The following is a 13,878-nucleotide window of genomic DNA, read 5'->3' as shown; positions in this document are numbered from 1 at the left end:
GGTTCCCGGTCACGGCGCGCCCACCCCCGCCAGGGCGCGTGCGGCGAGCACCCCCGAGCGGCAGCCGTCCTCGTGGAACCCCCAGCCGTGGTACGCCCCGGCGTAGGCGGTGCGCCCGGTGCTGAGCGCGGGCAGCAGGCGCTGGGCGGCGACGCTCTCGGGGGTGTAGACGGGGTGTTCGTAGACCATCCTGGCCACCACCCGGTCGGCCGGCAGCGGGCGGGCGGCGTCCTCGTTGAGGGTCACCAGGTAGTCCTCCGCGGTGTCCAACCCGAGCAGGCGGTTCAGGTGGTAGCTGACCTGGACCGCGTCGGCGCTCCCGGTGCAGTCGGGCATCAGGTAGTTCCAGGACGCCCGGGCCCGCGGCGCGGTCGGCAGCAGGCCGGTGTCCCGGTGCAGGACGGTGGGGTTGAGCGAGTAGCGGAAGGCCCCGAGCACCTCGCGTTCGGCGTCGGTGGGGTCGGCCAGCAGGCGCAGGGCCTGGTCCGGGTGGGTGGCGACGACCACGGCGTCGAAGTCGGCCGGCTCACCGCCCGCGGTGGTGATCTCCACCCCGTCCGGGTGGCGCCGGACGGCGCGGACGGGGGCGCCCCGGTGGACGGCGGTCAGCCGGGCGGCGATCTTCTCGACGTAGGTCCGCGAGCCGCCCTCCACCGTCCGCCAGGTGGGCGAACCGGTGACCGCGAGCATGCCGTGGTTCTCCAGGAAGGCGAAGAGGTAACGCGCCGGGTACTCGCCGGCCAGGTCGGGCGGGCAGGACCAGACGCAGGAGACCACCGGTGTCATGAAGTGGCTGACGAAGTACGACGAGAACCGCCCTTCGGCGAGGAACCGGCGGAGCGTCACGGCATCGGCCCCGGGGCGGTCGTCGGCCAGCAGTCGGCGGGCCCGTCGGTGGAAGCGCGGCACCTCGGCGAGCATCCGCAGGTAGGCCGGGCGCAGTGCCAGGGCGGGCCGGGCGAACAGGCCGCCCGGCCCCCGGGCGCCGGCGTACTCCAGGCCGCAGCCCCGGCACTGGACGGACATGCTCATCTCGCTCGCCCTGGTCCGTACGCCCAACTCCCGGAAGAGGTCGGTGAGGTGGGGGTAGGTCCGGTCGTTGTGCACCAGGAAGGCGGTGTCCAGCGCGACGGCTCGGCCGTCCCCGCCGGTCACCTCCTGGGTGTGGGCGTGGCCGCCGAGGCGGGTGTCCGACTCGAACAGCTCCACCTCGGTACCGGCCGTCTGCAGGCGGTATGCGGCGGTCAGGCCGGCCACGCCGCTGCCGATCACCGCCGTCCGCCCCCTCCTCGCGCGCGGGCGCGCCCGGCGCCGTCCGGCATCGTCACCCGCGACCACGGCCGCCGCGACACTCTCGGGCACGCTCACCGCACGCCCCTCCGATCCGTCGGGCCCTCCCGGCTCACGGGAGGGCCTTGTTCACCCTGGACATCAGGCATTCGGAGCAGTCGGCGGCGCGGATTGGTACGGATGGGGCAACGGCGCAAGCCGGGATCAGGCGAACGGCATCAGCATCACCGGCGCGCCGCTCGGCGAGGTGGATCCGCCGGACGGCTCCACGGTGACACCGACGCCGGCCGCGCCGTCGATCGCGCCGTCCAGCACCAGCGACCCCGCGGAGGAGGCCAGCAGCCCGGCCGGCCGCATCGTGCCGTGGTCGTCGAACCACAGCTGGTAGGTCTTGCCCTGCGGCAGCGCCGGGAGGTCCGAGGCGAGGAAGGCGGCCTGCCCCCGGCTCTGCGACCAGACCACCGTCCCGACGCCGGTGCCCGCCGTGGCGGTCGTGGTCCGGGCGTCCGGGGCGGTGAGCAGAGAGCTGAACGCAGCGGTCCGCTGCTGCAGATCGGCGCTCTGCGCGGTCGCCCGCTGGGCCGCCCGGTGCTCGGTGACTGCCACACCGCCGAGCCCGACCGCCACCGCCACCGAGGCCGCCAGGGCGAACTTCGGCCAGCTGCGGGCGAACCGGCTGCGACCGTCGGCGCCGGCCCGGTCGAGCGAGTCGGCCGCGCCGCCCGGGCCGAGCTGGCGGACCGATCCGATGCCGGCCATCACCCGGGCCTTCAGGGCGGGCGGTACGGCCATCGCCTCGGCGGTGCCCAGGCGCGCCAGCGCGGCCCGGAACTCCTGGACCTCCAGGGCGCAGGCCGGGCACTGCGCGAGATGGCGTTCGAACTCCCGGTGCTCGGAATCCGCCAGTGCGTGCGCCGCGTAGGCGCCGGTGAGCGTGTGCAGATCGGCAGCCGTGGTCATGACCCCACCCCCAGGCAGTCGCGCAGCCGGATCAGACCGTCCCGCATGCGTGTCTTGATGGTGCCCAGCGGCACCCCCAGCATCTCGGCGGTCTCCCGGTACGAACAGCCCCGGTAGTACGCCAGGGTGACCGACTCGCGCTGGAGGTCGGTCAGTGTCTTCAGGCAGCGCCGGACCTGCTCGCGCTCCAGCCGGTTCTCGACCTGCTCGGCCACCTCGTCGTAGGCCGGCACGTGCTCCTGGGCTGCGGCCCTGCGGTCGCGGTCGGCGGCGGCCTGGGCGCTGCGCACCCGGTCGACCGCGCGACGGTGGGCCAGCGTCATCACCCAGGCCATCACCTCGCCGCGCTCGGGCTGGTAGCGGGCGGCGGAACGCCAGATCTCCAGCATCACCTCCTGGGTCACCTCCTCCGACTGCGCCGGATCCCGGAGCACCCGGCGCACCAGGCCGAGCACCGGGCCCGCCACCACGTCGTAGAGGCGCGCGAAGGCGTCCTGGTCGCCGAACGACACCTTGGCGAGAAGCTCCTGCAGGTCCGGCCCGCGACGCTGCGGGTTGGCCAGGTGGACCACCGCGTTCACCGCGCCACCCCCCGCCGCCCGGCGCCGGGCGCCGTCGGTCGCTGGTACAGGACCGGGGAGCGGTCCTGTGGTCGGGTCGCGGGCATGAGCTTCCTCCTGCTGGGTGCCGGGCTGCACGGGCCGCCCCCGCACGGTCGTCCGCGGGGCTCGGCACCCCCTCTTCGGCGCGGCCGGCCCGGCGGATTGGCCGCGGCGTGCGATTTCTCGACGACCGCCGCGTCCCGGCACCAATCCTCCCAGCCCGTGGCGTCGAACAGGACGAAGCGAAGCCGCCCCCGGTGCCGCGCGCCGGGTGGGACCACGAGGAGAACCGCACCATGACCGCCGAGGACACCACCCGCCGGCTGTTCGACGTCCGGGAGATCTACGCCGAACCGGAGGCCGCCGCCTCACCGCGCGGCCGCCAGGTGCTCGCGCGCTTCCCGGATGCGAAGCTGATCGAGGTGCCCTCCCACTGGGGGATCCCGCACCTGCACGGCAACGAGGGCAACGTGGAGCGCTGGGCCCGGGTCAAGAGCGAGGTGGTGGTCCTCGGCGTGAAGAAGTCGATCGCCACCCGCCCGAACGGCCGCTCGGCGGACTGGATCGCCCCCAGCTCGGCCAACGGCTGCGCGCTGGCCTGCGCCTACTGCTACGTGCCCCGGCGCAAGGGCTACGCCAACCCGGTCACCGTCTTCACCAACATCGACAAGGTGATCGCCCACCTCGGCCGGCACGTGGCCCGCCAGGGGCGCAAGCCCGAGCCGAACCAGTGCGATCCCGACGCGTGGGTCTACGACATCGGCGAGAACAACGACTGCTCGGTCGACGCCCTGATCTGCGACAACACCGCCGACCTGATCCGCGCCTTCCGGCACTGGCCGACGGCCAAGGCCACGTTCGCGACCAAGTGGGTCAACCGGGAGCTGCTGGAGCTGGACCCGCGCGGCCGCACCCGGATCCGGTTCTCCCTGATGCCGCCCGCCGACGCCCGGCTTCTCGACGTCCGGACCAGCCCGGTGCCCGACCGGCTCGCCGCCGCACCGGACTTCCTGGCCGCCGGGTACGAGGTGCACTTCAACTTCTCCCCGGTGGTGCTGCGCGACGGCTGGGAGCGCGACTGGGCGGATCTGCTGCGCCGGATGGACGACACCCTGCCGGCCGCGGTGAAGAGCCAGGCCGCGGCGGAGATCATCATGCTGACCCACAACAGGGACCTGCACGACGTCAACCTGCGCTGGCATCCGAAGGCCGAGGAGGTGCTCTGGCGCACCGGCCTCCAGGAGGCCAAGCGCTCCCAGAACGGCGGCTGGAACGTGCGCTACCGCACCGGCCTCAAGGGCGCCGCCGTACAGACCCTGCGCGCACTGATCGGCCGGCACGCGCCCTGGCTGCGGATCAGGTACGCGTTCTGACCCGCCGGCCCGTCGCCGGCGGTCCCACCCCTGCGGAGGTACCGGATGCCCGAGAGCGAACAGAGCGCGCACCGCACCGTCCTGGTGACCGGCGCCACCGGCTACATCGGCGGGCGGCTCGTCCCCGAGCTGCTGGCGGCCGGCCACCGAGTGCGCTGCCTGGCCCGTGATCCCGGACGCCTGCGCGACCTGCCCTGGCGGACCGCGGTGGAGTGCGTCCGGGGCGACGTCACCCGGCCCGAGACGCTGCCGGACGCCTTCGAGGACATCGAGGTCGCCTACTACCTGGTGCACGCGCTCGGCACCGGCGCCTCGTTCGAGCGCCGCGACCGGGAGGCCGCCGCGGCCTTCGGACGGGCGGCGGCCGCGGCCGGAGTACAGCGGATCGTCTACCTCGGCGGGCTCGTCCCGGCGGGCGTCGCGGAGCACGACCTCTCCCCCCACCTGCGCTCGCGGGCCGAGGTGGGCCGGATCCTGCGCGGCTGCGGGGTGCCGACGGCGGAGCTGCGGGCGGCGGTGATCCTCGGCTCCGGCTCGCTCTCCTTCGAGATGCTGCGCCACCTCACCGAGCGGCTGCCCGTGATGGTCACCCCGAGCTGGGTCGGCACCCGGATCCAGCCGATCGCCGTCCGGGACGTGCTGCGCCACCTCGTCGACTGCGCGCTGCTGCCGCCCGAGGTCAACCGCACCTTCGACGTCGGCGGCCCCGACGTGCTGACCTACCGGGAGATGATGATGCGCTACGCCCGGGTGGCCGGACTCCCCCGCCGGGTGATCGTGCCCGTCCCGGTGCTGACGCCGAGTCTGTCCAGCCACTGGGTGGGACTGGTCACCCCGGTGCCGAGCGGGCTGGCCCGGCCACTGGTCGAGTCGCTGCGCTACGAGGTGGTCTGCGGGGAACACGACATCGCCCGGTACTCCCCCGACCCGCCCGGCGGCCTGACCGGCTTCGACACGGCCGTCCGGCTCGCCCTCAAGCGGATCCAGGACGCGGACGTGGCCACCCGGTGGTCCTCGGCCTCGATCCCCGGCGCGCCGAGCGATCCGCTGCCCACCGACCCGGACTGGGCCGGCGGCAGCCTGTACGAGGACGAGCGGGAGCTCGCGGTGGACGTCTCCCCGGCCGCGCTGTGGTCGGTGGTGGAGGGCATCGGCGGGGAGAACGGGTGGTACTCCTTCCCGCTCGCCTGGGCGCTGCGCGGCTGGCTGGACCGCCTGGTCGGCGGGGTCGGGCTGCGACGCGGGCGGCGCGATCCGGCACGGCTGCGGGTCGGGGATTCGCTGGACTTCTGGCGGGTGGAGGAGATCGAGCCCGGCCGGCTGCTGCGGCTGCGGGCGGAGATGCGGCTGCCCGGGCCGGCCTGGCTGGAGCTGCGGGTGGAGCCGGGCGAGCACGGCGGCGCGGTCTACCGGCAGCGGGCACTGTTCCATCCGCACGGGCTCGCAGGGCACGCGTACTGGTGGTCGGTGGCGCCGTTCCACACCGTGGTGTTCGGGGGGATGGCCCGGAACATCGCCGCTCGGGCCCGGCAGAGCACCGGGCCCGCCGAGGTCGGCTGACCGGTCGACAGCTCGCCGCATGGACGGGCACCGGGCCGGCGCTTCTTTCGGATCATCAGATCGTCGGGCACCGACGCCCACCCGGTGACGCACCGCCCGTGCGGTGGCCTGTCAGGATCCGCGAACAGGCCCTGGACCCGCCGCCGCGGGTGGCGCATCCCCCGTGCGAGCTACCCGAGCTGTCCCGGTGCGGGTGATTCGCGGACGTCGGCGGATCCCTAGCGTGGTCGTCAGGTCGGCACAGGTACGACCACGACAGGGGAGGCACCATGGATACGACGTCCATACCGCGCGACACCGGCTCCGGCCTGGACGAGGGCCGAGTCGGACACGGCGGCCGGTTCGGCCGGATCCTGCACTCCCCGCTCGGCTGGATGCTGACGGGGATGGTGGGCGTCGGCCTGGTTTCGGCCCTGACGGCGACGGGGCCCGGCCCGGTGCCGGCGCTGGGCGCGGCTGCCGCGGTGGCCGTCTACCGGTTGGTCATGCACCGCGCGGCACGACGCTCCACGCCGGAGACCGCTCGGCGCGGGGCCGGCCGGGCGACGCTGCTGGGCGGCGGACTCGGCCTGGGGTTCATCCTCGTCTCGGCCCTCCTGATCACGGTGTTCGGAGGCTACTCGTTCTCCTGGGCGAACCACGGTTTCCTGTCGGTCGTCCTGAGCGCGGTCATGGTGCAGATCGGCGCCTCCGTCACCGAGGAGCTGATGTTCCGGGGCCTGGCCCTGCAGGCCCTGGAGCAGCTGTGGGGCAGCCGGGCCGCCCTCGTGATCACCTCGGTGTTCTTCGGCGTCGCCCACCTGAGCGCCCCGGGAGCCAACGTGTGGAGCGGGCTGGCGATCGCCCTGGAAGCGGGGGGCCTGCTCGGGGCCGCGTTCCTGTGGCGGCGTAGCATCTGGTTCGTCGCGGGCCTGCACTTCACCTGGAACACCGCGGAGCAACTGCTCGGCATCCCGGTCTCCGGGCACGCCCCCGAGGGCCTGTTCACCGTCGGCGTCCACGGGTCCGCCCTGCTGACCGGAGGCGACTTCGGCCTGGAGGCGTCGGTGCTGCCCATCCTCAGCGCACTGGCGCTGGCCGTCCCGATGCTCGTCCTGGCCCACCGCAACGGTGGACTGAAGGCCCGCCGACGCACGGCTCGCTGAGCAGTACCCACTGGGGGGGAACGTACATGACCGATCGTCAGACATCCTGGAGCCTTCCGTCGCTCCGGGCGCCGCTCGACCGGTGGCAGGAGCGGGATGTCCTCCTCAAGGACGGCATCCTCGCCCTGGCGCTCACCCTGACGGCCTTCGTACCGACCCTGTCCGGCATCGGTGCACAGATCGGCGATCTTCCCGAGCGGCCGGCGAACGCGCTGGGCGTCGGGCTGGTCCTGGCCCACACCCTGCCGCTGGCGGTCCGTCGCAGGTGGCCCGCGGCCTGTCTGGCCGTCGTCGCGGGCGCGTTCGCCGTGCACCAGGCACTGGGCTTCGCGACGACGTTCGCGAGCCTGGGCCTGTACCTGGCCCTGTACTCCGCCGGGGCCCACCAGGTCCGCCTGCGCCACGCGCTGGCCGCCGCGGCGGTCGCGGGCTACGCCGTGCTGGCCGTCGTCCTGCACCACCTCGGTTCACCGCAGTCGGTGCCGGACTACCTCGCGTTCTTCCTGGTCCTGGCCGCGGTCCGGCTGCTGGGGAGCACGGTGCGCACACGGCGGGCGGAGGACGCGCAGCGACGGCGGCTGGCTGCCGAGGCCGCTACCACCGCCGAGCGGGCGCGGATCGCCCGGGAGCTGCACGACGTGGTCACCCATCACGTGACGGCCATGGTGGTCCAGGCCGACGCGGCGCAGTTCCTGCTCACGTCCGCGCCGGAACGCGTCGTCGAGGGGCTGGCGGCCGTCAGTGACACCGGCCGACGGGCGCTGACCGAACTGCGGTACCTGCTCGGCGTCCTGGAGGCGACCGGCGAATCGGCGACTGCCGATCCGGCGCCTGCGGACCGGTCCCCCACCCTGGGACGGGTGGGGGACCTGGTCGAGCGGGCCCGCAGGTCGGGCCAACCGGTCGAGTTCAGCCAGCAGGGCGAGCGGCGGCCGCAGAGCGTGGACGTGGAACTGACCGCGTACCGGGTGGTGCAGGAGACACTCACCAACGCCCTGAAGCACGCGGCCGGCGAGCCGACCCGGGTCCTGCTCCGGTACGGCGACGAGCACATCGGGATCGAGGTGGCCACGGACGGACCCGTCGCACCGGTCACACGGAGACCGGGCGCTGGGGGCGGACGAGGGCTGACCGGGCTGCGCGCACGGGTGCGGATGCTCGATGGTGAACTGGAGGCCGGTCCCCGGCCCCAGGGCGGGTTCGAAGTCCGCGCCACGATTCCGGCAAAAACCCTTCAGGAGTGATCCCGTGAGTGATGCAGCGCCACCGATCCGCGTGCTCGTCTGCGACGACCAGGCGCTGGTGCGGACCGGCTATGCCACCATCTTCTCCGCGCAGCCCGACATGGAGGTCGTCGGGGAGGCCGAGAACGGCCACGAGGCGGTCCAGGCCGCGCGGCGGCTGCGCCCGGACGTGGTCGTGATGGACATCCGGATGCCCCTGCTCGACGGCATCCAGGCGACGCGGCTACTGGCCGGTCCCGATGCCGAGGACACGTCGAAGGTCCTGGTCGTCACCACGTTCAACGTCGACGCCCACGTCTACGACGCGTTGCGTGCCGGAGCGAGCGGCTTCCTCCTCAAGGACGCGCCCACGGCGGAGCTGGTCAACGGCATCCGGACGGTCGCCCGGGGGGAGGCCCTGCTGGCACCCGCCGTCACCCGCCACCTCATCGGCCACTTCGCCCAGCACCTGCGACCGGCCGGCACCTCCCGGACGGCCAGGCAGGACGTCGTGCGCGTGCTGACCCCCCGTGAGCTGGAAGTGCTCCAGCTGATCGCCGAGGGGCTGTCGAACGCGGAGATCGCCGCGGCGATGTTCATCACGCCCGAGACCGTCAAGACCTATGTGTCGCGAATCCTGGCGAAACTCGGCCTGCGTGACCGCGTCCAGGCGGTCGTCCTCGCCTACCGGGTGGGACTTGTGCCCGGCATGTCGTGAAGCGGCACGGCCGGGTGACCGTCTCCCCGGGACAGGCCCGTGCCCCGGACGACCTTGACCGGACGACCGTGACCGCAAGCCACGACAGCACGCGTCGACCCCCGCAACCGGGGTGAGCTCCCGCTGCCGGACGGGCCGCGACCGGGCTCCGCCCGCCGCTCCGGGGGGAGGGTGTCGCCCGCGCCCGCGTCAACGGGCACTTCGGTGAGACGGGCGCGGGCCCGGCCGGCCTGCCCGGATCGCTGTGCGGGTCCGGCCCGGCTCCGGACGCCTCTACTCGATCTCGTCGGGCAACGGATCGTCTAGGCGAGATCCTGCCGGCCCCGAACCGCCTGAAACGTCCCCGCCGCGGTGAACGCATCGGTGATCGGTGCGATGAGCGCGGCCAAGCGGCGGGCACCCGCGTTGCCGATCGGCGCCCACAGTGCGGCGCAGTGCTCGTCCGTCTCCACCTCGATCCGCTCGCGGGCCGCGCTGCCGGCGTCGGTGAGCACGGCGTTGGAGTCGAGCCAACCCCGCAGGGTGAGCCGTGCCGTCGCCGCGCTCCACTCCTCGTCGTTCCACTGGCGGGTGGCCCGCGCGAGGGGCGCCGGGAGGCGGCCCGTCGCGGTGTGCAGAACGAGGCAGTCGCACGGCCCGAGGCCGTTGTCGGCGAGCACGACGTTATGGGCGTCGCCGCGCCATTCGCGCGCCACCGTGATCTGCTGCCACAGTGCCACGAGGGGATCGGACGGAAGCGCGACCGAGGCGTTCGCGGCGGCCAGCACCTTGCCGGCGTAGTCGGCGCCGGTGACGACCGGGTCGATCAGCGAGCGCGCCTCGGCGAGGTGATCGTCCGTGAGGCGTGCGCCGACGGCCCGCATCGCCCGTTCCACGGCCAGGAATCGGGCGGCCTGCCACCGCTCGGGCGACGCGGTGTCCCACACACCCGCCATGGTCCGCACCGCCCGCGGGCTGAAGTTGTAGAAGGCCGCGAGCGTGACCTGCCAGGGAACCGCGCCCATCGCGGCCGACCGGAAGGCCAGGTACGCCGCTCCGCGGTCGGTCACGCCGAGTGCGGCGGCTTCCGCCGCGCTCTCGGGGGCGAGGTAAACGAACATGTGGGCGGAGCTGATGGCACGGCTGACGTCGCGGACGGCGTTCAGGTCCATCGGGCCGTCGCCGGGGCGGGCCGAGTCGGCAAGGTCGTCGAGGTGCATCGCGGTTGCTTCTCCCTGGAGTCGGGCGGCGCCTGTCGGGCGGCGGTTTCGGGGGTGCCGGTCAGCGCCGCGTGGCCGAGGGTGTGACCGGCCGTGATGAGGCCGAGGAAGGCCGGGGTCGCGTCGGCCCGGACGCCTGTCGAGGCGACGTCGAAGGCGTGCACCGAAGTCGATGACCGGCGCCGGCGACGATGTCCCGTCCGTCAATGAATCGACGATAACACGGATAATCGATTATCTGGACGATCGTCTAGGCTGGCCTCATGACTGGCACCCCTCCCGACCCGACCCCCGCCGGAAAGCAGATGCTTTCCGAGCAGGTCTACGCACACCTGCGGAGCGCGATCATGAGCGGGCACTACGCCCCTGCTGCCGCCCTCAAACCGCAGGACCTCGCCAGGGAGCGGGGCGTGAGCCTGGCCGTCACGCGTGAGGCGCTCGTGCGGCTGGTCGGCGAGGGGCTCGCCGACCGGCTGCCCAACCGGGGATTCGTGGTCCCGTCCTTCTCCGACCAGCGCTGGCAGGAGATCACGGAGGCCCGCCGGACCATCGAACCGGTGGTCCTGCGCATGTCCGTCGAGCGCGGCGACATCGACTGGGAGGCCCGCGTTCGGGCCGCCCACCATCGCCTGGCCCGCACCCCGGCGTACGCACCGGAGGAGGGCGAGCACTACACGGACGCATGGGCCGAGGCCCACAGAACCTTCCACCGCACGCTCCTGGAGGGATGCGGCAATCCCGCCCTGCTGGAGACCTTCGACCGCTTGTGGACCGCGAGCGAGCTGGCCCGCCGTTGGTCGGCACACCGCGACCCGGACCGGGACGGTGCCACGGAACACCGGAGGCTGGAGGAAGCGGCGCTGGCCCGCGACGCCGACACCGCGGCCGCGCTCCTGATTCAGCACCTCACCATGACCGCGGCCGCTCTGGCTCACGATTCGGGTCGGCCCACCTAGCCAGGGCGTTTCCTTCGGGTCGGCGTGCCGACCCGAAGGAAGATGCCGGCGAGGTGGAGTCCTGCCCGGTGGACGATGGCGGTCTTCTCGTAGCGGGTGGCCGCCCTCGCCCTTACCCGGAGCCGGTCCGGAACCTCCGCGCGGTCGCGTCGACGACCTGGCGGTGGTCGCGCCACCGCCCGTCCCTCCTCGGCGGCGGGCCGCGCGCCGGCCGGGTCGACTGACCGCCGGTCATTCCCCAGCTCAGGCACCTGTTTTCACTCTCAAGGGTGAGATCGTCATTCGCACCCATCCGGCGCAGGGGCTGCGCCGAATGGGGTGTGTGAGCAGCGAACCCGGCGACAGGCCGGCCTCCCCCGGTGGACCTCGTCCACGACGCCTGCGCGTCCTGGCGGTCCGCACGGCCGGTGCCGCGGCCGTGGGGGTGGCCGCGGCCGGTGCCGCGCTCGCGGCCGGCCAACTGGTCGCCGCCTTCACGGGAGCGGCCGGCGCACCGGCGCTCGCGGTCGGCTCGGCGGCGATCGACCTGACGCCGACCTGGCTGAAGGAATTCGCCGTCCGCAGGTTCGGCACCGACGACAAGACGGTGCTGCTCGGCGGGATCTACCTGACCCTCGCGGCGCTCGCCGTGCTGGCCGGGCTGATCGCGGTGCGGCGCCGGTGGGCCGGCGCCGCGGTCTTCGTGGCGTTCGGGGGTGTCGGAGCCTGGGCCGCGATGTCCCACGACACCGCCGGCGCCGGCGCCCTGCTTCCCTCGCTGGCCGCCGGGTTGCTCGGCGCCGCCGTCCTGGTCCTGCTCGCCGGCCGCTACCGGGCGGCCGTCCCGTCCGCCCCCGTTCCGTCCGCCCCCGTCGAGCCGGAAGCGGCGCAGGCGGCGCAGGCGGCGGCCGGGGCCGCCCGGCGGCAGTTCTTGATCGTCACCGGCGCCGCCGCGGCGATCGCGGCCGCCGCCGGCTACGGCGGCCGGGCGCTCACCGCGGCGCGCGAGGACGTCGGCGGCGCACGGCGCGCCGTGCGGATACCGCCGCCGGCCAGGCCCGCGCCCGCACTGGTGCGGGCCGTCCACCCCGACGTCCCCGGCCTGTCGCCGTTCGTCACCCCGAACGCCGACTTCTACCGGGTCGACACGGCGCTGACCCTGCCCCGGATCGATCCGCGTGACTGGTCGCTACGGGTGCACGGCCTGGTCGACCGTCCGCTGGAGATCAGCTTCGACGAACTGCTCCGACGACCGCTGGAGGAGCTGGACCACACCCTGTCCTGCGTCTCCAACGAGGTGGGCGGCCCGTACGTGGGCACCACCCGCTGGTTGGGCGCCTCGCTCCCCGCGCTGCTGCGCGAGGCCGGCGTACGGGCGGGCGCCGACCAGCTGGTCGGCCGCTCGAAGGACGGGATGACCATCGGCACTCCGCTGGACGGTGTGCTCGACGGTCGCCGGGGGCTGCTCGCCGTCGCGATGAACGGCGAGACGCTGCCCATCGCGCACGGCTTCCCCTGCCGCACGGTGGTGCCCGGCTTCTACGGGTACACCTCGGCCACCAAGTGGCTGGTGGACCTGGAGGTCACCACCTTCGCCGCGTACGACCCCTACTGGGTCGAGCGCGGCTGGGACCGGGCGGGTGTGGTGCGCACCGCCTCCCGGATCGAGGTGCCGTCCGGGTTCGCCCGGGTGCCCGCCGGAACCGTCGGCGTGGCCGGTACCGCCTGGGCCACCCATCGCGGGATCGCCGCGGTGGAGATCCGGGTGGACGACGGTCCATGGGCCGAGGCCACCCTGGCCACTGACGCCGGGCCCGATCTCTGGCGCCAGTGGAGTTACGACTGGAAGGGCGCCCGCCCCGGCACCCACACCCTCCAGGTCCGCGCCACCGATGCCACCGGGGCCGTGCAGCCCGAGGCGCGCGTCACTCCGTACCCGAGCGGATCCACGGGCTGGCACAGCACCGTGGTCACCGTCACCTGACCACCCGTCCGACACCCCTTCTGCCACTCGACCGATCCACCGACTCACCGACCCACCGACCCACCGACCCACCGACCCACCCGCCCACCGACTCAACGGTCCGGCGGGAACCTTCACCCGAGCCCGGGCCACGGCACCGCCATGCCCGGAACCGGCGATCCCCAGGAGCAGACCCACCATGTCCGTGACCACCACCCGTACCCGCACCGTCGCCGTCGTGCTCGCCGTCGGCGCTCTCTCGCTCGGTCTCACGGCCTGCGGGAGCAGTGGCGACTCCTCCTCGTCGAGTGCCAAGGCCGCCTCGTCGGCCCCGGCCGCGACCAGCGCCTCCCCCGCCATGTCCTCGCCGAGCGCCGCCGCCATGGACGCCCCCTTCGGTGCCGCCTGTTCCGCCGTGCCGAAGGACGGCTCGGGCAGCTTCAGCGGCATGGCGCAGGACCCGGTGGCCACCGCCGCCTCCAACAACCCGCTGCTGTCCACCCTCGTGACGGCGGTGAAGGCGGCGGGCCTGGTCGACACGCTCAACTCGGCCAAGGGCGTGACGGTGTTCGCCCCGACCAACGACGCCTTCGCCAAGCTCCCGAAGGAGACCCTGGACAAGGTGCTGGCGGACAAGGCCATGCTCACCAAGATCCTCACGTACCACGTCACCCCCGACAGCCTGGCGCCCGCCGCCCTGGCCGGCACCCACAAGACCCTGGAGGGCGGCGACGTCATGGTCACCGGGTCCGGCCAGGACTTCACCGTCAACAGCAACGCCAAGGTGCTCTGCGGCAACGTCCACACCGCGAACGCCACCGTCTACATCGTCGACACCGTCCTGATGCCGCCGACCTCCTGACCGTCCGTCCTCCCGGTCGGCCGGCCCCCTCGGCGAGGGGGCCGGCCG

At 73.7% G+C, this 13,878-nt stretch carries 12 protein-coding genes; 8 read left to right on the top strand and 4 right to left on the bottom strand.

Annotation, left to right across the window (positions count from 1 at the left end; translation table 11 throughout):
* Positions 1-9 precede the first annotated feature (9 nt).
* From OG823_RS29295 to OG823_RS29285, 3 genes are all read right to left on the bottom strand, one after another.
* Entirely contained in the window at positions 10-1,338 is a 1,329-nt protein-coding gene (locus OG823_RS29295; protein ID WP_371484692.1) for an NAD(P)/FAD-dependent oxidoreductase, read from the bottom strand.
* A gap of 156 nt (positions 1,339-1,494) precedes the next feature.
* The gene (locus tag OG823_RS29290) at positions 1,495-2,250 is read right to left on the bottom strand and encodes an anti-sigma factor domain-containing protein (protein WP_371483104.1); all 756 of its coding nucleotides are present in this window, start codon (positions 2,248-2,250) and stop codon (positions 1,495-1,497) included.
* On the bottom strand, positions 2,247-2,831 hold the full coding sequence (locus OG823_RS29285) for a sigma-70 family RNA polymerase sigma factor (RefSeq protein ID WP_371483103.1): 585 nt from the start codon (positions 2,829-2,831) through the stop codon (positions 2,247-2,249). Before OG823_RS29285 ends, OG823_RS29290 begins: the two co-directional genes overlap by 4 nt.
* A gap of 278 nt (positions 2,832-3,109) precedes the next feature.
* Here OG823_RS29285 and OG823_RS29280 point away from each other — a divergent pair, with 278 nt between their 5' ends.
* From OG823_RS29280 to OG823_RS29260, 5 genes are all read left to right on the top strand, one after another.
* A complete protein-coding gene (locus OG823_RS29280) occupies positions 3,110-4,225 on the top strand; it encodes a spore photoproduct lyase family protein (protein WP_371483102.1) in 1,116 nt (371 codons plus the stop codon).
* A gap of 45 nt (positions 4,226-4,270) precedes the next feature.
* Complete coding sequence (locus OG823_RS29275) at positions 4,271-5,785, top strand: SDR family oxidoreductase (RefSeq protein WP_371483101.1); 1,515 nt, start codon at positions 4,271-4,273, stop codon at positions 5,783-5,785.
* 269 nt (positions 5,786-6,054) lie between these two features.
* Positions 6,055-6,930: a lysostaphin resistance A-like protein gene (locus OG823_RS29270; RefSeq protein ID WP_371483100.1), complete on the top strand. Its 876-nt coding sequence runs from the start codon at positions 6,055-6,057 to the stop codon at positions 6,928-6,930.
* 26 nt (positions 6,931-6,956) lie between these two features.
* Positions 6,957-8,174, top strand: coding sequence for a sensor histidine kinase (locus OG823_RS29265; RefSeq protein ID WP_371483099.1), 1,218 nt, complete (start codon positions 6,957-6,959; stop codon positions 8,172-8,174).
* Positions 8,175-8,178: 4 nt separating this feature from the next.
* Positions 8,179-8,871, top strand: coding sequence for a response regulator (locus OG823_RS29260; RefSeq protein ID WP_371483098.1), 693 nt, complete (start codon positions 8,179-8,181; stop codon positions 8,869-8,871).
* 302 nt (positions 8,872-9,173) lie between these two features.
* Here OG823_RS29260 and OG823_RS29255 read toward each other — a convergent pair whose 3' ends face one another.
* Positions 9,174-10,070, bottom strand: a complete 897-nt coding sequence (locus OG823_RS29255) for a hypothetical protein (protein WP_371483097.1) — start codon at positions 10,068-10,070, stop codon at positions 9,174-9,176.
* A 263-nt stretch (positions 10,071-10,333) separates the two neighbouring features.
* On the opposite strand from OG823_RS29255, the gene OG823_RS29250 reads away from it, so the two are divergent.
* The 3 genes from OG823_RS29250 to OG823_RS29240 all read left to right on the top strand — a co-directional run bounded on the left by OG823_RS29250 (position 10,334) and on the right by OG823_RS29240 (position 13,830).
* The gene (locus tag OG823_RS29250; protein WP_371483096.1) at positions 10,334-11,026 is read left to right on the top strand and encodes a GntR family transcriptional regulator; all 693 of its coding nucleotides are present in this window, start codon (positions 10,334-10,336) and stop codon (positions 11,024-11,026) included.
* A gap of 313 nt (positions 11,027-11,339) precedes the next feature.
* Positions 11,340-12,989 carry a molybdopterin-dependent oxidoreductase gene (locus OG823_RS29245; protein WP_371483095.1) on the top strand — a complete coding sequence of 550 codons (1,650 nt, stop codon included), beginning with the start codon at positions 11,340-11,342 and terminating at the stop codon, positions 12,987-12,989.
* A 178-nt stretch (positions 12,990-13,167) separates the two neighbouring features.
* Positions 13,168-13,830 (top strand): fasciclin domain-containing protein, encoded by a 663-nt coding sequence (locus OG823_RS29240; RefSeq protein ID WP_371483094.1) that lies wholly within the window; start codon positions 13,168-13,170, stop codon positions 13,828-13,830.
* The last annotated feature ends 48 nt before the right edge of the window (positions 13,831-13,878 follow it).

Source organism: Kitasatospora sp. NBC_00315, from assembly GCF_041435095.1.
Lineage (GTDB): Bacteria > Actinomycetota > Actinomycetes > Streptomycetales > Streptomycetaceae > Kitasatospora.
Note: the sequence above shows the minus strand (reverse complement) of the source record. Positions and strands in the feature narration are given on the sequence as shown.

What these genes read in the sequence shown, in the direction of transcription:
- OG823_RS29265 (WP_371483099.1), top strand. Translation starts at nt 6,957, where the DNA reads ATGACCGATCGTCAGACATCCTGGAGCCTTCCGTCGCTCCGGGCGCCG.
- OG823_RS29270 (WP_371483100.1), top strand. Translation starts at nt 6,055, where the DNA reads ATGGATACGACGTCCATACCGCGCGACACCGGCTCCGGCCTGGACGAG.
- OG823_RS29255 (WP_371483097.1), bottom strand. Translation starts at nt 10,070, where the DNA reads ATGCACCTCGACGACCTTGCCGACTCGGCCCGCCCCGGCGACGGCCCG.
- OG823_RS29245 (WP_371483095.1), top strand. Translation starts at nt 11,340, where the DNA reads ATGGGGTGTGTGAGCAGCGAACCCGGCGACAGGCCGGCCTCCCCCGGT.
- OG823_RS29240 (WP_371483094.1), top strand. Translation starts at nt 13,168, where the DNA reads ATGTCCGTGACCACCACCCGTACCCGCACCGTCGCCGTCGTGCTCGCC.
- OG823_RS29290 (WP_371483104.1), bottom strand. Translation starts at nt 2,250, where the DNA reads ATGACCACGGCTGCCGATCTGCACACGCTCACCGGCGCCTACGCGGCG.
- OG823_RS29275 (WP_371483101.1), top strand. Translation starts at nt 4,271, where the DNA reads ATGCCCGAGAGCGAACAGAGCGCGCACCGCACCGTCCTGGTGACCGGC.
- OG823_RS29250 (WP_371483096.1), top strand. Translation starts at nt 10,334, where the DNA reads ATGACTGGCACCCCTCCCGACCCGACCCCCGCCGGAAAGCAGATGCTT.